Origin of the sequence: Streptomyces sp. 3214.6 (assembly GCF_900129855.1) — a bacterium.
Lineage (GTDB): Bacteria > Actinomycetota > Actinomycetes > Streptomycetales > Streptomycetaceae > Streptomyces > Streptomyces soliscabiei.
Map to the genome: position 1 here is coordinate 7,262,667 of NZ_LT670819.1, position 18,955 is coordinate 7,281,621.

Consider the following 18,955-nt stretch of genomic DNA (forward strand, 5'->3'; position numbering starts at 1 on the left):
AGGAGAGATGGGAGAGCCGGGACGGGGAGAAGAAGGGGAGAGGCGGGTCAGCGGCGTTCCAGGACCATGGGCAGCGGGCCCGCCTCCAGGGTGGCCTTCGGCTCGGGGCGCAGCCGGCTGCCGGGGGTCGGCCGCAGCCGCCAGCGCGCGGCGACGGTCGCGACGATCAGCGCCGTCTCGGTGAGCGCGAGGACGTCCCCGATGCACTTGTGGCTGCCCGCGCCGAACGGCAGCAGCGCCCCGCGCGGCACCTGGGTCGCCCGCTCGCCCTCCCAACGCCCCGGGTCGAAGGTCTCGGGGTCCGGGAAGAGCTCGGGATTGTGATGCAGGGCGTAGGCGCTGTACAGGATCATCGTCCGGGCGGGGATGGTCCGGCCGCCGAGTTCCACGTCCTCGGCCGCGACCCGCATCGCCATCCACGACGGCGGGTACAGGCGCAGCGCCTCGGTGATGACGTTGCGGGTGTACGGCAGCGCGGGCAGGTCGTCGTAGCCCGGTGTCCGGCCCTCCAGCGCGCCGTCCACCTCGGCGTGCACCCGCCGCTCCACCTCGGGGAGCGTGCCCATCAGGTGGAAGACGAACGCCAGGGTGGAGGCGGTGGTCTCGCTGCCGGCGACCAGGAAGGTGACGACCTGGTCCAGGATCTGGGCGTCGTCCAGCTTCTCCCCGGTCTCGGGGTGCTCCGCCCGCAGCAGGGTGGACAGCAGGTCGCCGTGGTCGGCGTCGGACCGGCGCCGCAGCGCGATCATGTCCGCCACGATCTGCCGCAGCCGCGTGTTGGCGTGGTCGTAGGCGCGGTTTCCCGGTGTGGGCAGCTTCTCCAGGACGCCCAGCGGGGCGACGGTTCGCCGGTAGATGCCGTGCGAGACCGTCCGCAGGCACTGCCGGGCCTCCTCGATGGTGTCCTCGTCGAGCCCGGTGGAGAACAGGGTGCGGGCGGCGACCCGCATCAGCAGGGCGTGCATGGCGTCGCCGATGTCCCGGGTCTCGCCGGCCCGCCAGCCGTCGGTGACAGTACGGGTGTCCGCGGCCACCGCCGTCGTATAGGCGGCGATCCTGGTGGTGTGGAACGCGGGCTGGATCAGCCGCCGCTGGAAACGGTGCTCCTCGCCGCGAGAGACCGACAGGCTGTTGCCGAGGAGCTGGCGCGCCTTGTCGAAGACGCCGCCCTTGTCGAAGACACGCGGGTTGAGCAGGACGTGCCGGACCAGTTCGGGGTGGGCGGCGAGATAGGCGCGGGTGGGACCGAGCCGGACTTCGACGAGGTCGCCGTGCGCGGGCAGCGAGGCGAGGAACTCCAGCGGGCGGCGCCACAGCGCGGGGACGTGTCCGAGCAGCGGCACGGCGCCGGGCGCGACGCCGATCCGCCAGGACCGTTCCACCGAGGGCGACCTGGGAGTGGTGGGCATCCCGGGTCCCCTACTGGATCCGTGAGTTGACGTCGTTGACCGCGGCCTGGTAGCGCCGGTCCTGGGTGGTCCACACGAAGTTGCCCTGGATGAGGTCGAGCAGCACGTCCCGGGTGAGTGGGTCGAACGCCTTTATGCACTCCATGTCCTCAGCCATGTCGTCGAGCCGGGCCTGGAAGAACGCCTGGAAGTCGGCCTCGTCGGACATGTCGCACAGCCGGAAGCAGTTGGTGATCTGCCCGAGGGCCTGCTCGCGTTCGTAGGAGTAGAAGTCGTTGACTATGGCCAGCCCACGGGCCGTCATCCGGGCGGCCAGCCCCGTCTTGGAGTGCTCGGTCAGCTCGGGGTGGCGGTAGATCGGGTACGACATCCGCATCCAGAAGTCCACGCCGACGTCGGTGACGCGGAAGCGGAAGTACTGCTCGGGCGAGGTGCCGCAGAGCACCGTCTTGAGCTCCGAGTCACGGAACATGTGGTCGCTGGTGACGAAGGCGCGGGCGCCCTCGTAGGCGAACTCCGCGTCCTGCGGGGTGTAGTACCGCTCGCACACCGCGCGCAGCTGGGGCAGGAAGAGGTCGAAGTCGTGCAGGGCCGGGTCCATGTCGTCCCACACGAAGGTCACGCAGTTGAGCACGCAGACGGCCTTGAACGCCTCCATGTCCTTGATGTGGCGGGCGCTCTGCGACCAGCGAACGACGTCCATGTAGGAGATCCAGCGCTTGTCCGAGACGCTCTTGCCGAGCGGGGCGACCGCGCGGTTGCACGCGTCGATGACCTCGCGCAGCTCGGCGTCCGTCATCGGCGCCTTCTGGGCCTCGTACCCGACGTGCCGGTCGAAGAGAGCGGCGAACCGGTCGGTGCACTCCTGCCAGTGGCGGGCCGTCCCCGCCGGGGCCGGTGCGGCCGGTGCGGTCAGATCCGTGGTCATGAGTTCCTCCTGGTGGCCGTGGCGGAGAGGTGTTTGAGGGCGGTGACCGCGTCGGCGGTGAAGGGGGCGGCGGCCAGCACGCCCAGCGCCCGCCTATAGCGGTCGTCGATCATGCGTTCGACGGTGTCCCGGGCGCCGGTGGCCGCGAAGATCGCGCGGACCTCCTCGGCGCCGGTCTCGTCCAGGCCGGGATCGCCGATCAGCGTGCGCAGCCGGGCGCGCTGGGCCGTGTCGCCCGCGCGCAGCGCCAGCGCGACCAGAGTGGTGTTCTTGCCGGCCCGCAGGTCGTCCAGGCGGGACTTGCCGGTGTCCCGGATCTCGCCGTACACGCCCAGCAGATCGTCGCGGAGCTGGAAGGCCTCCCCGAGGGGCAGCGCGAACGCCGTGCAGGCGGCCAGGGTCGGGGCGTCGGCGCCCGCGAGGGCGGCGCCGATGTGCAGCGGCCGTTCCACCGTGTACTTGGCGGTCTTGTAGCGGTTGACGGTCAGCGTGGCGTCGACATCGTCGGTGAGCTCGCCGGTCGCCCGCAGGTCCAGGTACTGACCGAGCATGACCTCGGTACGCATCTCGGTGAGGATCGGCAGCACCGCCGCCGACTGCGCGGGAGTGAGGTCGGCCGTGTGCAGCAGGTCGTCCGACCAGGCAAAGGCGAGGTCGCCCAGCAGCACGGCACCGCCCATTCCGAATCGCTCGGTGCGGTCGTCGCCGCGTTTTCCGGCGAGTATCCGGTGGATGGTCGGACGGCCGCGCCGGGTGTCGCTGTCGTCCATGATGTCGTCATGGATGAGTGCGAACGCGTGAAACATCTCGAGTGACGCGGCCACACGTACCACGGTCGTCAAGTCGTTTTCTCCGCCGGCCGCCTGCCAGCCCAGCACGGTGAGAATCGGTCGTATTCGCTTGCCGCCCACCATGAATTCTTCAAGCAATTTTACAAGATGGGTCAACTGCCGTTGCCCGGAGTTCTTTCTGTGATTGTCCAGGAAATCGAAGATGACGGTGTCCACGGCGGCCCTGGTGGAGACCGGGTCCAGTATGTCGGGAGATATGGTGTGGGTGCTCATTTTTCTGCGCTACATCCCCACTCGTAGGGCACGTCAAATCGGTTCCGCGCCCAGGACGGCATACGCCGGCATCCCCGCGCCGCGCCGAGCGCTGGGCGCCCACGGCGGCAGGGGAAACGGCGTTCGGACGGAATACCGACGACGGGCCGGATGATGGGCGGCCGAAGGGACGGTCGGCCGCCCGCCGGGAAGGTCTCGGCCTGACGGGGTCCGCGGGGCCGACAGGCCGAGCGCACCGCAGGTCGGCCGGCGTCAGGGGATCAGATCGACGCGGAGTTCTCTGAGTCCGCGGATATTGACCTGCGGGCGCCACACGACGTCCTCGCGGGCGGGTCTGATGTCGCGGTGCCGACGCAGCAGCTCGGTGAAGACCAGGCGGGCCTCGGCCTTCGCCAGCAGCGCGCCGATGCAGTAGTGCGGGCCGCCCCCGAAGGACAGCGGGCGGATGTCCGCGCGCCGCAGGTCGAGGCGGTCGGGATCGGCGTAGCGCCGCGGGTCGCGGTTGGCGGCGCCGAGCAGGATCATCACCTTGGCGCCGGCCGGGATGGCGGTGCCCCCGACCTCGATGTCACCGGTGGTGATGCGGGCCACCAGCTGGATGGGCGCGTCGTACCGCAGCAGTTCCTCGACGGCGTTGTCGACGAGGCCGGGCTCCGCGCGCAGGGCGCGCAGCTGGTCGGGGTGGCGCAGCAGGGCGAGCATGCCGTTGCCGATGAGGTTGACGGTCGTCTCGTGACCGCCCATGAAGAACATCATGACGTTGGCGATGATCTCGTCGTCGGAGAGCTTCCCCCCGTCGAAGTCGGCCAGCAGCAGGCGGGAGATGATGTCGTCCTGCGGATCCGCGCGCCGTCGCGCCAGATGGTCGGCGATGTACGCGCCGAACTCCTCCGCCGCGTCGTTCATGGCCCGGCGGGTGGTGTCGTCGGTGGCCGGGTCGATGACATGGCCCAGCGCGTCGGTCCACTTCCGGCACAGGTCACGGTCCTCGACCGGCAGGCCGCCCAGGCCGCAGAAGACGGTCACGGGCACGAGGGCCGCGAGGGACCCGATGAGGTCGACGTCCCGGCCGTCGCCCATCTCGTCCATGATCCGGTGGACGATGCCGGTCATGCGGGGAACCGTCTCGCGGATGGCCCGGGCGGTGAACACCGGGTTGGCCAGGCCGCGCAGCCGGCGGTGCGCCTCCCCGTCCCGCATCAGCATCCAGCTCCGGGTGGCCTGCACGATCGGGCTGTCCTGTCCGCCCCGTTGTGCCGCCCATTTCGGGTCTTGTGGATATTCACTGGATAACTCGGGCTTTCGCAGGATCGCGGCGACCTCGTCGTATCCGGAGACCACCCAGTGACCGTACGGCGTCCGATGGACCGGTTCCGCGTCCCGGAGGCGTTTGTAGAGCGGATACGGGTCGGTGCGCAATCGCGGATCGCGCGCATTGAATAGAGGTTCGTTGCCCGGTGGTTCCATGCCAGTCTCCCCCATGAAATCGGCAGGCAGGACCGCCGGTCCGCCGAAGCGGCCGAGATCCCGGTGGTCGAATACTAGACACATGGCGGCCGTGGGTGACAAGGCCTGCCCTCCCTGGACACTGCCCTCGACTCCGTATTACGTTCGAGTCGTTGGCGAGGACACCGATCAGAGCAGCAGGGGGATGAGCGGTGCGACGCACTGTTTTCCAGGACGAGCACGAAGCCTTCCGTACTCAGGTGCGCGAGTTAATCGAGGCAGAGGTCGTACCCGTTTATACGGAATGGGAAACCGCCGGCCGAGTGCCGCGTGATTTCTATCGCAAACTGGGCAAACTCGGCATTTTCGGGTTCGGCATCCCGGAGGAGTTCGGCGGGGCCGGTCCCAAGGGCTTCAAGTTCAACGCCGTCATCGCCGAGGAGTGCGCGCGGGCCGGGGTCACCTTCGGCGGAGCCAGCGCGCACCTGGCGCTCCCGGCCACCTTGGTGGACTACACCACCGAGGAGCAGCAGCGGCGCTGGCTGCCGGGGTTCGTCACGGGCGAGCTGATGACGGCCATCGCGATCACGGAGCCGGAGGCGGGCTCCGACGTGGCCGGCATCCGGACGGCGGCCGAGCTGTCCGAGGACGGCACGCACTACGTGCTCAACGGCAGCAAGGCCTATGTGTCCGGGGGCGCCCAGGCCGATCTGGTGCTCGTCGCCTGCCGCACCGCGGCCGACGGGACCGACCGGCGCGGCGGCATGTCCCTGCTCGCCGTGGACACCGGCGCCCCGGGCGTGACGGTCGACTCGGAGCCGGCCACGCTCGGGCTGCGCTCGTCCGACATCGTCGGGATGACCTTCACGGACGTGCGTGTCCCCGTCGGCGACGTGGTGGGCGAGCCGGGCGGCGCCTTCGCCTGTCTGGCCGGCATCTTCCCGCAGGAGCGGCTGGGCATCGCCGTCGGCGCGTACGCCCACGCCGCCGCGGCCGTCCGGCTCGCCACCGCCTTCGTCCGCGAGCGCACCGCCTTCGGCAAGCCCGTCGCCGCCTTCCAGAACACCAAGTTCGTGCTCGCCGACTGCAAGGTCACGGTGAACGCGCTGCAGGCGGTCGTGGACCAGGCCCTGGAGGCGTTCGACGCCGGGGAACTGACCGCGGAGGAGGCGGCCGCGACCAAGCTGTACTGCACGGAGGCGGCGACCGGGGTGCTCGACAAGTGCCTTCAGCTGCACGGCGGTCTCGGCTTCACGATGGACCACCCGATCACCCGGCTGTACGCCGACAACAGGGCCGGTCGGATCTTCGGCGGCACCAGCGAGATCATGCGCACCATCGTCGCCAAGTCCATGGGGCTCTGATCCCGGGCGGAGACAGCCGCAGGCGCGCGAGATGTAGTCGTCGGACGCGGAAGACGTAAGCGCGGAAGACGCAAGAGCGGAAGACGTGGGAGGGGAGCGGCGACGCTCCCCTCCCACGTCTTACGTCTTCCACGTCTCATCCCGCCCCGGAGCCGGGCACCGCCCGGGTGGCCCTGCGGCCGAACCGGGCCCAGGCGTAGACGAGCCCCAGGCCGAAGCCCACCAGGTGCGCCAGGTACGCCACTCCGGGTCCCTGGGCGGCCTGCCCCGCCGCCACCCACTGCAGGGCCGCCCAGAACGGCAGCACGACCCACGCGGGGAAGCGCAACGGCAGGAAGAACAGGAACGGCAGGAGACTGGTCACCCGCGCCCGGGGAAACAGATACAGAAACGCGCCGAGGACCGCGGAGATCGCCCCCGAGGCGCCGACCAGGGACTGCGACGACTCGGCGTTGGCGGCGGCGTAGCCCAGCAGGGCCAGGTAGCCGCAGCCGAGGTAGAAGAGCGTGAACTCGACGCGGCCCATCCGGTCCTCCGTCATCGCCCCGAAGACGTAGAGGAAGAGCATGTTGCCCAGCAGGTGCACCCAGCTGCCGTGGACGAAGAGCGCCGTGGCCGGCGTCAGGGCGCCTCGCGCCGAGCCCTCGAAGAGCTCGGCGGGCACGACACCCCAGCGCCGGAAGTAGGCCCGCTGCGCCGCCGGCAGCTCGTCACCTGATCCGTACGCCGGATCGAGCCCCGACGCCGGCCCGATCACGAAGATCAGACAGCACAGGGCGATCACCGCGTAGGTCACCGGCGCCGAGGGTCTGCGGAGGGCTCTGTGGACGGTCCCGCTCCAGTCACTGATCACGAACACAGAGCATGTCGTAACGGGACGCATCGGAACGGACCGCCTCGCCGCCGGGGCCCGTCCGGCGGGTCGGCCCGGCGGGGCGAGACGGCGCCTCATCTGCGCTGGTGAGCGGGGTATCGTGCGTCCGGCTGGACGGCGGAGGACGGAGTCGGCGCGGTGCGGGAGGGTGTGCCGTGCCCCGTGTCCGCGACGGGATCCGCCGCACAGGCCCTGTGGACGGACGGGCGTCGAGTACTCGCCAGGCCGTAGGGTTACGAGCCATGTGCACGGGGGAGCCTTGGGCCCGACCCGGACACTGGCAGCACGACGGAAGCACCACACTAGAAGGAAGCGGAAAGTCACGATGACGGTTCCCCTGCCGACCGCCACGACGCGGTGGCGCTGCACGCTCTGCGGCAACCTCACGCGGTTCGACGTGACGCGCTCGTCGAAGGTCGTCGAGTACGTCCACCTCGACCTCGCGGGCGAGCCGAAGGTCGAGGAGCGCCAGGTGGTCGATGAGACCATCGAGTCGGTGCGGTGCCGCTGGTGCAACGCCGTGGACCAGGTGGAACTCGTGGATCGGCCGGGCGCCGGCTCCTGACGGGAGGCGGGCCCGCACAGGTATTGGGGTGTGACGGATGGTGGAGAGCGCAGGCGGGGGGCCGGGCGACGGCGCCGCCGAGATGCTCGACCGTCCGCTGCCGGACGGCGTGCGGCGCAGGGTCGTCACGATCGTCTCCGACGGCTTCGGCGGGCTGACCGTCGGCGAGCTGCCCGCCCAGCTGCGGCAGTACGCCCGGTTCGCCCCGAACCGGCGGGCCAAGTTCGCGGGCAACGCGATGGCGGCCGCGCTGGAGACCGATCCGCTGTTCCGGCAACGTATCGCCGAGAAGTTCAGAGAGGCCCAGCCGGAGCTGTCCGGCGCGCTCGACTCCGGCTCGCCGACCCCGGCCGCGGACCCGCTCGACGTGGCGGCCGCGGCCTATGTGCTGCGGCCCGCGGGCTGGGTGAAGCTGGTCACCGCGGCTGGCGAGGAGGCCCAGCGGGCGGACGCCGAACGCGCCGACGAGGAGAGCCGGGCCGAGTTGGAGCGGCTGCGCGAGGAGCTCGACCGGGCCCGTGAGCAGACCCGGGCGGACACCGAGCGGCTGCGCGCCGACCTGGAGGCGGCGAAGAAGGAGGCCGAGTCGCTGCACCGTAAGCTCCGCTCGGCCCTCAGCGACGTCAAGCGCGGCGAGGCCGCGCTGCGCAAGGTGCAGAGCGAGATGGAGACGGTGCGCGCCGAGGGGCAGACGCAGGTGTCCGCCGCGGAGAGCGAGAGCCGGCGGCTGAAGGCGCGGCTCGGCGAGGTGGAGGCCACGCTGGAGGCCACCCGGCGGGCGGCGCGCGAGGGCCGCAGCGTCGAGGACATGCGGGTGCGGCTGCTGCTGGACACCGTGCTGGACGCGGCCCAGGGGCTGCGCCGGGAACTGGCGTTGCCGCCGGTGTCGGTGCGGCCGGCGGAGACCGTCGACGCGGTCGAGCCGGGGCGGATGACTCCGAAGGACATCGCCGCCCGTGCCCTGTCCGAGCACGATCCGGCCATTCTCGACCAGCTCCTCGCGCTGCCCCAGGCGCATCTCGTCGTCGACGGCTACAACGTCACCAAGACCGGCTATCCGCAGATGCCCCTGGAGAAGCAGCGACTGCGGCTCCTCGGGCAGCTCTCGCAGCTCGCCGCGCAGACCGGCGCCGAGGTCACCTGTGTCTTCGACGGGGCCGAACTCGCGGCTCCGGTGCTGCTGGCGCCGCCGCGCGGGGTGCGGGTGCTGTTCTCCAAGCCGGGGGTCACGGCCGACGAGCTGATCCGCCAGCTGGTGCGGGCCGAGCCGCCCGGCCGGCCGGTCATCGTGGCCTCGACCGACCGGGAGGTGGCCGACGGGGTCGCCAAGGCGGGCGCCCGGCCGGTGGCTTCCGCGGTACTTCTGAAGCGACTGTCCTGAAGGTCGAAGTTGCAGGTTTAATGACCGAATTGACGTAATCGTCACGCAACGTAGTGTCAATCGCGCATCACTGCACGTGAGTTGTATGAAAAAACTGCGTGGCGTGATGGGATTTTTTCGCCCGAGGATTTGAACTGATCACGGCGAGGTCACTAAGGTCTGGTGCTCGAACCTCCACACGGGTGATCACTCAAAAGAAGGAGCCCGTTTCCGTGGCGTCCCACCGTCGACCGAAGCAGCCCAGTCGCGCACGCGTGACGGTGCTGACCACCGCAGCCGCTGCTGCTGTCGTTCTGAGCTCGCAGGCCGCCAACGCGGCACCCAGCCAGAAGCTCACCAAGGACGAGGTCAAGAGCAAGGTCGACAAGCTCTACGAAGAGGCGGAGCAGGCCACCGAGGCGTTCAACGGCGCCCAGGAGAAGCAGGAGAAGCTCCAGAAGGAGATCTCCACCATCCAGGACAACGTGGCCCGGGGACAGGCGGATCTCAACGAGCTGCGCGACTCCATGGGCCTGGCGGCCGCCGCCCAGTACCGCACCGGGTCCATAGACTCCTCCCTGCAGCTCCTCCTCTCCTCGAACCCGGACGACTTCCTGGACAAGGCGTCGGCCGCCGACCAGTTGAGCGCCCAGCAGGTCGAGGCGCTGAAGAAGATCCAGGAGAAGCAGCGTGAGCTCGCACAGGAGCGCACCGAGGCCTCCGGCAAGCTCAAGGACCTCGCCACCACCCGTGCCACGCTGGGCAAGAACAAGAAGGAAGTCCAGGCCAAGCTCGCCGAGGCGCGCGAGCTCCTCAACACGCTGACGGCCAAGGAGAAGGCCGCCCTCACCGCCGCCGACACCCGCGCCAGCCGCGACGCAGGCGAGCGGGTCGACCTCGGCGACGCCCCCGCCGGCTCCGGCCGGGCCATGGCCGCCTTCCAGGCCGCGCAGAGCCAGCTCGGCAAGCCGTACCACTACGGCTCCACCGGCACCGCGATGTACGACTGCTCGGGCCTCACCTCCTGGGCCTACGCGCAGGCCGGCGTCGGCATCCCGCGGACCTCGGAGGCGCAGGCCACCATCGGGACGCGCATCTACTCGCAGAGCGACCTCAAGGTCGGCGACCTGGTGTTCTTCTTCAACGACCTGCACCACGTCGGTCTGTACGCGGGCAACGGCCAGATCATCCACGCCCCGCGCACCGGGACCGTCGTGCGCTACGAGTCGATGGGCACGATCGGCGGCCCGTTCATGTTCGGCGTCCGGGTCTGACCCCGGCGCGACATCGGGACCAGGCTCACCCCGAGATCGGGATCCGAGTCGCCCCGAGGCCGGGACCTGATCAACTTCAAGATCAGGACACCACGCCGCCCGAACGGGCGAATCATGACGACGAGAAGTGACCCTACGCCCCGCCGGTGACCTGCGTCAGCGGCGGGGCGTCACTGTGCGTGCCCACCGAGGTCTTTGGCCGGTGCCCCACCGCGGGGCTACTGTCGGCCGCGTTTCCCTGTCCACCAGTGGAAGGAGCGCGGCTTCCCGTGGGGTCCCATCGCCGCCTTGCACAGTCCGGGTTCGACCGGGGTGCCCTCAGCGCCCTGAGCGTGCTGTCCCTCGCGGCCGCCGCACTCGGCGCCGTCTCCGCAGTACCGGCCACGGCCGCGCCCGACGGCACCCGCGCCGAGGTGGACCGTCTCTACGAGGAGGCCGAGAAGGCCACCGAGGCCTACGACAAGGCCGACGAACGCGCCGACACCCTGCGCAAGCAGGTCGGCGAGGCCCAGGACCACATCGCGCGGCAGCAGGCGCGCGTCAACGGCCTGCGCGAGCAGCTCGGTTCGCTGGCCGGCGCCCAGTACCGCTCCGGCGGCCTCGACCCCTCCCTGGCGCTGTTGTTCTCCGACGACCCGGAGGACTACCTCGACAAGGCCTCCGTCCTGGACCGGATCACCGCCCACCAGGCCGGCGAACTCAGGGAACTCCAGGGTGCCATGCGCGAGCTCACCCAGGAGCGCGCCGAGGCCGCCGCCAAGCTCACCGAGCTGGACAAGAGCCGCAAGGCGGTGGCGAGTCACAAGCGGACCGTGGAGCAGAAGCTCGCCAGGGCACGGCAGTTGCTCAACTCCCTGCCGTCCGCGGACCGCGCCGCCTACGACCGGGCCTCCCGCTCCGGCCGCGACGACCTGCCCGACTTCGCGGGCGCCGTCCCGGCGTCCGGCCGCGCGGCCGCCGCCCTCGCCGCCGTCCGCTCCGCGCTCGGCAGGCCCTACGTCTGGGGCGCCAACGGCCCCTCCGGCTTCGACTGTTCGGGCCTCATGCAGTGGTCGTACGCGCAGGCCGGGGTCTCCCTGCCGCGCACCTCGCAGGCCCAGGCGCACGCCGGCCGACGGGTTCCGCTGTCCCAGGCCCGGCCCGGCGACATCGTCACCTACCGCTCGGACGCCAGCCATGTCGGCATGTACGTCGGCAACGGCCAGGTCATCCACGCCCCGTACCCGGGCGCGGCGGTGCGCTACGACCCGGTCGGGATGATGCCGGTGTCGTCCGTCACCAGGCCCTGACCGCGGCCCGCGCGGGGCCGCCGCCGTACGATCGGGAGAATGGCTGGTCGAAGGCGGGCGCGTGGATCCGGGGTCCTGGGGCTCTGTCTGCTGCTCGTCTCCCTGGTCGGCTGTGGCGGGCGTCCGGCGACGGACAGCGTGCGGGCCGATGTACAGCGGGTTCTCGACCGGCGGGCCGCCGCGGTCCTCGCCCATGACGCGAGCGCCTACGCGGCCACCGGCGCCGCGGCCGGGTACGCCGCGGTACGGGCCGTCCCGCTCGCGGCCTGGTCGTACCGCGTGACGGCCGTCCACCGGGACGGCGACTCGGCCACCGCCGACGCCGAACTGAGCTACCGGGTCGACGGCTACGACAAGGCCCCGGTGATCACGCCCCGCACCCTGGGCCTGACCCGGGACGCGGATGGCCGGTGGTCGGTCACCTCGGAGAAGCCCGCGAAGAAGACCGGCGAGCAGCTGTGGGACCAGGGCACGGTGGACGTCGTCCGGGGCGAGCACAGCCTCGTGCTGGGGGTCGGCCAGTCCGGCGAACGGCTGCGGTCCTTCGCGGACCTGGCCGACGACGCGGTCCCGGCGGTGTCGGCGGCCTGGGGCACCGACTGGGCCGGGCACGTCGTCGTCCTCGTACCGCACTCGCTGGACGGCATGGCGGGGCTGCTCGGCTCGCCCGCCTCCTCCTACCGGGGGATCGCCGCGGTGACGACGGGCGAGACGGGCGGTGGCCCGAAGGCGCCCGCGGACCGGGTGATCGTCAACCCCGACGCGTACGGCATGCTCGGCCGCGTCGGCCGGCAGGTGGTCCTCACTCACGAGACCACCCATGTCGCCACCCGCGCCCACACCAACGCCGCCACACCGCTGTGGCTGTCGGAGGGCTACGCCGACTGGGTCGGCTACCGCGACACCGGCCGCACCCCTGCCGAGGCCGCCCCGGAACTCCAGCACACGGTCAACGGCGGGAGTGTCCCGGCGGCGCTGCCCACCGACGCCGACTTCGGCTTCTCCGGCGACGCGAGCCGGCTGGCCGCCGCGTACGAGGGCGGCTGGCTGGCCTGCCGGATGATCGCCGGGCGCTGGGGCGAGGTGAAGCTGGACGCGTTCTACCGGGCCGTGGGCGAGCACGAGAAGCGGCCGGGGGCGGTCGAGGACGCGCTGAAGAGCGTGCTGAACACGACCCTGCCGCAGTTCACGACGGACTGGCAGGCGTATCTGCGCTCTCAGCTCGGCTGAGTCAGCACACCGATGGCCTCCCTGAGCCACGCCCGCTCCGCCTCGCCCGTCGCCCGCGCGACCCGCAGCATGCCCTGCCGGAACAGGTCCTCGGCCTCCTCGGCCCGTACGGGCCTGCCCTCGTCGTAGAAGAAGCTCGCGGGCGTCTGGAGGAAGTCCAGGCGGCGCTGCAGGACGGCCGCCTGCTCCCGGCGGTCGGGCAGGTGCCGCAGGAACGCGAGGACGGTGTTGAAGCGGACCTGGTCCGTGATCTCGGCCTGTCTCGGGTGGCGCAGGCGTTGCAGGAGGTCCGCGTGGCCCTGGTCGGTGAGGGTCAGCACCCGGCGGGGCGCCGCGCTCGCCCCGTCCTGCGTGTGCTGGTCGAGCTTGCCGGCGGTGACGAGACGGGTGATCGCCGGGTACAGCGCGCCGTCGCTGACCGGGCGGACGTGGCCGGTCAGGGCCGTGATGCGCGCCTTCAGGTCGTAGCCGTGCAACGGCCCCTCGGCGAGGAAGCCCAGGATCGACAGCTCAAGCATGGCCCTCCCTTGCGGACACGACGCCGTCAATGCTACCTCTAAGCGAGCTACCTCGTTTAGAGGTAGCTCGCTTAGAGGTACTTCGGGTGCGGGGTAGCTCGTTCGGAGGGGGAACCGTCGTGAACCGTCGCTCGAGCAGTCATCGCGGGCAGCTCGTGTCGCTCGCCCACCCCGTCTACTTCTCGCTCCTCGCCTCGGTCGCCGCCGGGATCATCAACACGCTATGGGTGTCACGGCTCGGCGGTCCCGCGGTCGCCGCCGTCGCGGTCGCCACCAACGCCGAGAACGTGCTGCTCGGCGTCGCGCTGGTCTTCGCCTCCGGCACGACCGTGCTGGTCGCGCACGCCAGAGGAGCGGGGGAGCCGGGGGCCGTGCGCGCGGCCGTGCGGGGCGGCTGGGCGCTGTGCGCGGTGGTCACGCCGGTCGTCGCGGCCGGGGGCTTCCTGCTGCGCGCTCCGCTGTCCCGGTTGGTGCTCGGCGGGGACGACGGGCCTGCCCTGCCCCTCGCCGTCTCCTACTTCGCGATCTCGATGCCGGGCATCGCCGTCTTCTTCGCCCAGCAGCTGGTCGACGGCATCCTCAAGGGCGCCGGCGACACGAAGACCCCGATGCGCTGTGCGCTCCTGGCCAACGGCCTGATCCTGGTCTGCGACCCGCTGTTCATCCACCTCTACGGCGTCCCCGGCGCCGCCGCTTCCACGGTGCTGTGCCGGTCCGTGGCGTTGGGGACGGGGCTGCTCGCGCTGCGCCGCAACGCCGTCCTCAGGTCGGCCGTCGGGGTCGGGCCCACGCTCTCCACCGGCGCCTCGCTGCGGCGGACGCTGGCGACCGGGCTGCCGATGTCCGCCGACTTCACCGTCCGGCAGGCCGGGGCGCTCGGGCTGGTGGCGGTGGTGGCGCGGCTCGGGGTGACGGCGATGGCCGCGTACTCCATCGCCTACAAGGTCATGTACGTGGCGACGATGGCCTTCTACGCCGTCCGCCAGGCCGCCTCCATCCACACCGCGCACACCCGGGGCGAGGGCCGGGACGAGCGGAAGGCGATCGGGCGGCAGGCCGTGATCGTCTCCGGGAGCGTCGGACTCCTCGCCGCGGTGCTGCTCTTCGTCGCCGCCCCCTGGATCATGGCCGCCTTCGGCGCCGGGCCCGGCGTGGCCCGCGAGGGCGTGCTGTTCCTGCGCTGCGTTGGGCCGTATCTGCTGCTCATGGCCGGGTTCATAGCGTTGGGCGGGGTCTTCGAGGGGAGTGGCGGAGCACCCGTGCTGCTACGGGTGACCCTGCTCGGCACGGCCGTCCAACTGCCGCTGGCGTACGGGCTGTCGGGGCTCGGCCTTCCGGGGGTGTGTCTGGCGCTGGCGCTCGCGATGGCGGTGCAGTGCACGACGGTGGGCGCGGTGCTGCGGCGGGCGTGGCGGGAGCGTCAGGGGGAGACGGCGGGCTCGCCGGTGCGGGCGGCCTGATCGGAGGCAGGGTCGGGGACGGTACCGGGGGCGGGATCGGGGACGGGGGTGAGGGCGGCGGGCCTCGGCGCCGTCGAGCGCCAGAGGCGTACGGCCGCGGTGAGCGTGGCGGCGACCAGAAGGCCGTTGCGCAGGACCATGAGGGTGACGCCGAAGGGGGTGCTCCTCACGACGTCTGCGAAGGAGATCGGGAACTCCAGGACCGTCACGAGGGACGCGGTCAGGACCAGGGCGGCGGGGAGGGGCATGCGGCTGTCGGGGAAGCACAGGCAGACCGCCGCGAGGCCGATCAGCCAGATCAGGTACTGGGGGCTGATCACCCGGCTGGTCACCGTGAACAACAGGACCGCCGTGAAGGCCGCCTCCGCGAGGGTGTGCGCGGCCAGGCGTCGCACCGTCAGCCGCCACAGCAGCAGCCAGCCGAACGCGACCGCGGTCAGCCCCAGGGACACCTCGCTGACGACGTCCACGTACGGGCCGAGGAACTCCAGTGAGCCGTAGCGGAGCAGCACCTCGCCCCGCCAGCCGAACTGCCGGGCCACATGCAGGACGAGGGCGCCCAGCGACTCCACCTCGGTACCCCGGTCGCGCTGGAAGGTGAGGAAGGCGAAGGCGCCGGGCATGGCGAGGGCGAACACGCCGGCCAGGGCGCCGACGGTCACCGCGGCCGCGCCCCACGCCCGCTTGCGCACCGCGCCCGCCAGCAGCAGCACCGGCCACACCTTCAGCAGCGCCGCGAAGCCCGTCAGCGTGCCCATCGTCCGGGGGTGGCGGACCCCGGCGAGCAGTGCGGCGACCGCGACCGCCGTCACCATCACGTCGTAGCGGGAGTAGACGGTCGGGCCGAGCAGCGGGAGGCCCGCCACCCACAACCAGGCGCCGCGCAGGGACCGGCCGGGGCGCAGCCCCGAGTTCAGCAGCAGCATGAGGACGGCCAGGTCGGCGAGGAAGGCCAGGACGAAGAAGGCCGAGGCGTAGTCGAGGAAGGGCAGCAGCGCGGGGGAGAGGATCGCGAGGGCGGCGGCGGGCGGATACTGCCAGGTGACGTCGGCCGCCGGGAACGCGCCGGTGCGCAGGACGTCGTTCCAGCCCTGGTAGATGACGGAGACGTCGACGGTGACGTCCGGGCCGGGGAAGAGGAACACCTTGAAGACGCAGAGCAGCAGGGCGAGCCGGGTCACGCCCCAGGTCGTCAGCAGACCCGTCAGGGGCCGCGTCGCGTCCGTTGTCTCCATGGCGCACATGATCTACTGCCGGCCTGTGAGCCGCCGCCCCGCGCAGCTGTGAACGGCATTTGGATAGGGTCGGCTGCGATGCACAAGACCCTGATCGTGACGAACGACTTTCCGCCCCGGCCGGGCGGTATCCAGGCGTTCCTGCACAACATGGCGCTCCGGCTCGACCCGGACCGTCTCGTCGTCTATGCCTCCACCTGGAAGCGCTCGCGCGAGGGCGTCGAGGCGACGGCCGCCTTCGACGCCGAGCAGCCCTTCACCGTCGTACGAGACTCCACGACGATGCTGCTGCCGACGCCCGGGGCGACCCGGCGGGCCGTCGGGCTGCTGCGCGAGCACGGGTGCACGTCGGTGTGGTTCGGGGCGGCCGCGCCGCTCGGGCTGATGGCGCCGGCGCTGCGCAGGGCGGGCGCCGAGCGGCTGGTGGCGACGACGCACGGGCACGAGGCCGGATGGGCGCAGCTGCCCGCCTCCCGGCAGCTCCTCGGCCGGATCGGCGAGACCACGGACACGATCACCTACCTCGGCGAGTACACACGCTCGCGGATAGCGACCGCGCTGAGCGCCGAGGCGGCCGGACGGATGGTGCAGCTGCCGCCGGGCGTCGACGAGAAGACCTTCCACCCGGGCTCGGGCGGCGACGAGGTGCGGGCGCGGCTCGGGTTGGCCGACCGGCCGGTGGTCGTGTGCGTCTCGCGGCTGGTGCCGCGCAAGGGGCAGGACACGCTGATCCTCGCCATGCCCCGGATCCTGGCGGCCGAGCCCGAGGCGGTCCTGCTGATCGTCGGGGGCGGCCCCTACGAGAAGGACCTGCGCAGGCTCGCGTCCGAGACGGGGGTGGCGGACTCCGTGCGGTTCACCGGGTCCGTGCCCTGGTCGCAGCTGCCCGCCCACTACGGCGCCGGCGACGTCTTCGCGATGCCGTGCCGGACGCGGCGGGGCGGGCTGGACGTCGAGGGCCTCGGGATCGTCTACCTGGAGGCCTCCGCGACCGGACTGCCCGTCGTCGCCGGGGACTCCGGCGGCGCGCCCGACGCCGTGCTCGACGGGGAGACGGGCTGGGTCGTGCGGGGCGGCTCGCCCGCCGAGGCGGCCGAGCGGATCGCCGTGCTGCTCGGGGACGCCGAACTGCGCCGCCGGATGGGGGAGCGGGGGCGGCAGTGGGTCGAGGAGAAGTGGCGCTGGGACCTGCTCGCGGAGAAGCTGAAAACATTGCTCTAGACTTTTCTCCCTTTGCCCTAGGCGGAGGGTGAAAATCCGCTGATGCTGCGCACATGACAGCCAAACTGATGCAGCGTCAGCTGACGAGACGTCAAATCCTTGGTATGGCCGCCCTTCAGACGGCGGCCACCCTCGGCTTCACCCGCGTAGGACTCCAGTCCGCCCAGGCGGCCGAGCCCGCCGCCGTCGAATCCGCCCCCGCCATCGTCGTCGGCTCCGGCTACGGCGCCGCGGTCGCCGCCCTGCGCCTGGGCCAGGCCGGCATCCGCACCCTCGTCCTGGAGATGGGCCGGTTGTGGAACACGGCCGGCGCCGACGGAAAGGTCTTCTGCAACACCGCCAACCCCGACCAGCGGTCCATGTGGTTCCGCACCCGCACCGAAGCGCCGCTGGCCACCTTCCTGTGGCTGGACGTCGTCAACAGGGACATCAGCCTCTACCCCGGCGTTCTGGACCGGGTGCACTTCGACAACATGTCCGTCTTCGTGGGCCGCGGCGTCGGCGGCGGCTCCCTGGTCAACGGCTCGATGGCCGTCACCCCGCTCCAGTCCTACTTCGCCGAGCAGTTCCCCACCGTCGACGCGGGCGAGATGTACTCCACGTACTTCCCGCGCGCCCGCGCCATGCTCGGCGTCAACAGCGTCGACCCCGCCTGGTTCGAGTCGACCGAGTGGTACCAGTTCACCCGCGTCTCGCGGAAACACGCGGCGAACACCGGCCTGAAGACCACCTTCGTGCCCAGCGTCTACGACTTCGGCTACATGCAGCGCGAAGCCGCCGGAACCGCCGTCAAGTCCGCCCTCGACCAGGAGGTCATCTACGGGAACAACTACGGAAAACGCAGCCTCGACAAGTCGTATCTGGCGTCGGCGCTCGGCACCGGCAACGTCACGATCCACACCATGGAGAAGGTGCGCGGGATCAGCCGGGCGAGCGACGGGACGTACCTCCTGACCGCCGACCGCATCGACGTCACCGGCAAGGTCGTCGAGACCAGGCAGTACGGCTGCACCTACCTCTTCCTCGGCGGCGGCAGCCTCGGGACCAGCGAACTCCTCGTCCGGGCGCGGGACACGGGCACACTGCCCGCGCTGGACGCGTCCGTCGGCGCGGGCTGGGGCCCCAACGGCAACGTGATGCTCGGGCGGGCCAACCACCTGTGGGACACCGTCGGCGCCAACCAGTCGACCATGCCGGTGATGGGCATCGACGACTGGGCCAACACCGCCAACCCCGTCTTCGCGGAGATCGCCCCGCTCCCCACGGGACTCGAACACTGGGTCAGCCTCTACCTGGCGATCACCAAGAACCCGCAGCGGGCGGCGTTCACGTACGACGCCTCCTCCGGCGGGGTGAAGCTCGGCTGGAGCGCCGCACAGAGCGCCGTCTCCGTGAGCATGGCGAAGAAACTGTTCGACCGGATCAACTCGGCGAACTCCACCATCTACCGGTACGACCTGTTCGGCTCCGGAAACAAGGTCTTCGCCGACGACTTCACCTACCACCCGCTCGGCGGCTGCGTGTTGGGCAAGGCGACCGACAACTACGGCCGGGTGAAGGGGTATTCGAAGCTGTACGTCACCGACGGCTCACTGGTGCCCGGCAACATCGGGGTGAACCCGTTCGTCACGATCACCGCGCTCGCCGAACGCACGATGGCGCGGGTCCTCGTGGAGGACACCGCGCCATGACGTTCCGTCAGCAGGCCTTCAGGGGCC

16 protein-coding genes are annotated in these 18,955 nt (G+C 71.2%); 9 read left to right on the forward strand and 7 right to left on the reverse strand.

Going from position 1 to position 18,955, the window contains the following annotated elements:
- Nucleotides 1–47: 47 nt before the first annotated feature.
- The 4 genes from B5557_RS32845 to B5557_RS32860 all read right to left on the reverse strand — a co-directional run bounded on the left by B5557_RS32845 (nucleotide 48) and on the right by B5557_RS32860 (nucleotide 4,628).
- The gene (locus tag B5557_RS32845) at nucleotides 48–1,409 is read right to left on the reverse strand and encodes a cytochrome P450 (RefSeq protein WP_079662856.1); all 1,362 of its coding nucleotides are present in this window, start codon (nucleotides 1,407–1,409) and stop codon (nucleotides 48–50) included.
- A 10-nt stretch (nucleotides 1,410–1,419) separates the two neighbouring features.
- Nucleotides 1,420–2,337, reverse strand: coding sequence for a terpene synthase family protein (locus B5557_RS32850; RefSeq protein WP_079662857.1), 918 nt, complete (start codon nucleotides 2,335–2,337; stop codon nucleotides 1,420–1,422).
- Nucleotides 2,334–3,401 carry a polyprenyl synthetase family protein gene (locus tag B5557_RS32855; protein ID WP_079662858.1) on the reverse strand — a complete coding sequence of 356 codons (1,068 nt, stop codon included), beginning with the start codon at nucleotides 3,399–3,401 and terminating at the stop codon, nucleotides 2,334–2,336. The genes B5557_RS32850 and B5557_RS32855 overlap by 4 nt, the downstream gene beginning before the upstream one ends.
- A 252-nt stretch (nucleotides 3,402–3,653) precedes the next feature.
- Nucleotides 3,654–4,628: a cytochrome P450 gene (locus tag B5557_RS32860; RefSeq protein ID WP_159424465.1), complete on the reverse strand. Its 975-nt coding sequence runs from the start codon at nucleotides 4,626–4,628 to the stop codon at nucleotides 3,654–3,656.
- A 431-nt stretch (nucleotides 4,629–5,059) separates the two neighbouring features.
- On the opposite strand from B5557_RS32860, the gene B5557_RS32865 reads away from it, so the two are divergent.
- Nucleotides 5,060–6,211: an acyl-CoA dehydrogenase family protein gene (locus B5557_RS32865; RefSeq protein WP_079662860.1), complete on the forward strand. Its 1,152-nt coding sequence runs from the start codon at nucleotides 5,060–5,062 to the stop codon at nucleotides 6,209–6,211.
- Nucleotides 6,212–6,347: 136 nt separating this feature from the next.
- Here the strand turns inward: B5557_RS32865 and B5557_RS32870 are convergent, their stop codons facing one another.
- Nucleotides 6,348–7,094, reverse strand: a complete 747-nt coding sequence (locus B5557_RS32870; RefSeq protein ID WP_443031293.1) for a rhomboid family intramembrane serine protease — start codon at nucleotides 7,092–7,094, stop codon at nucleotides 6,348–6,350.
- Between the two features lie 316 nt (nucleotides 7,095–7,410).
- Here B5557_RS32870 and B5557_RS32875 point away from each other — a divergent pair, with 316 nt between their 5' ends.
- From B5557_RS32875 to B5557_RS32895, 5 genes are all read left to right on the forward strand, one after another.
- The gene (locus B5557_RS32875) at nucleotides 7,411–7,650 is read left to right on the forward strand and encodes a hypothetical protein (RefSeq protein WP_079662861.1); all 240 of its coding nucleotides are present in this window, start codon (nucleotides 7,411–7,413) and stop codon (nucleotides 7,648–7,650) included.
- A 37-nt stretch (nucleotides 7,651–7,687) separates the two neighbouring features.
- A complete protein-coding gene (locus B5557_RS32880; RefSeq protein WP_079662862.1) occupies nucleotides 7,688–9,031 on the forward strand; it encodes an NYN domain-containing protein in 1,344 nt (447 codons plus the stop codon).
- Between the two features lie 212 nt (nucleotides 9,032–9,243).
- A complete protein-coding gene (locus B5557_RS32885; RefSeq protein ID WP_079662863.1) occupies nucleotides 9,244–10,284 on the forward strand; it encodes a C40 family peptidase in 1,041 nt (346 codons plus the stop codon).
- A gap of 269 nt (nucleotides 10,285–10,553) precedes the next feature.
- A complete protein-coding gene (locus B5557_RS32890) occupies nucleotides 10,554–11,573 on the forward strand; it encodes a C40 family peptidase (RefSeq protein WP_079662864.1) in 1,020 nt (339 codons plus the stop codon).
- Between the two features lie 39 nt (nucleotides 11,574–11,612).
- The gene (locus B5557_RS32895; protein WP_079662865.1) at nucleotides 11,613–12,803 is read left to right on the forward strand and encodes a hypothetical protein; all 1,191 of its coding nucleotides are present in this window, start codon (nucleotides 11,613–11,615) and stop codon (nucleotides 12,801–12,803) included.
- Here B5557_RS32895 and B5557_RS32900 read toward each other — a convergent pair.
- On the reverse strand, nucleotides 12,791–13,321 hold the full coding sequence (locus B5557_RS32900; protein WP_079662866.1) for a PadR family transcriptional regulator: 531 nt from the start codon (nucleotides 13,319–13,321) through the stop codon (nucleotides 12,791–12,793). The genes B5557_RS32895 and B5557_RS32900 overlap by 13 nt on opposite strands.
- 119 nt (nucleotides 13,322–13,440) lie before the next feature.
- On the opposite strand from B5557_RS32900, the gene B5557_RS32905 reads away from it, so the two are divergent.
- Nucleotides 13,441–14,781: an MATE family efflux transporter gene (locus B5557_RS32905; protein WP_231976113.1), complete on the forward strand. Its 1,341-nt coding sequence runs from the start codon at nucleotides 13,441–13,443 to the stop codon at nucleotides 14,779–14,781.
- On the opposite strand, the gene B5557_RS32910 is transcribed toward B5557_RS32905, so the two are convergent.
- Nucleotides 14,742–16,016, reverse strand: a complete 1,275-nt coding sequence (locus B5557_RS32910) for a glycosyltransferase family 87 protein (RefSeq protein WP_079662868.1) — start codon at nucleotides 16,014–16,016, stop codon at nucleotides 14,742–14,744. The two genes, B5557_RS32905 and B5557_RS32910, sit on opposite strands and share 40 nt — an antisense overlap.
- Before the next feature lie 78 nt (nucleotides 16,017–16,094).
- On the opposite strand from B5557_RS32910, the gene B5557_RS32915 reads away from it, so the two are divergent.
- Both B5557_RS32915 and B5557_RS32920 read left to right on the forward strand, forming a co-directional pair.
- A complete protein-coding gene (locus B5557_RS32915) occupies nucleotides 16,095–17,237 on the forward strand; it encodes a glycosyltransferase family 4 protein (protein WP_079662869.1) in 1,143 nt (380 codons plus the stop codon).
- Nucleotides 17,238–17,341: 104 nt separating this feature from the next.
- Entirely contained in the window at nucleotides 17,342–18,928 is a 1,587-nt protein-coding gene (locus B5557_RS32920; protein ID WP_079662870.1) for a GMC oxidoreductase, read from the forward strand.
- The last annotated feature ends 27 nt before the right edge of the window (nucleotides 18,929–18,955 follow it).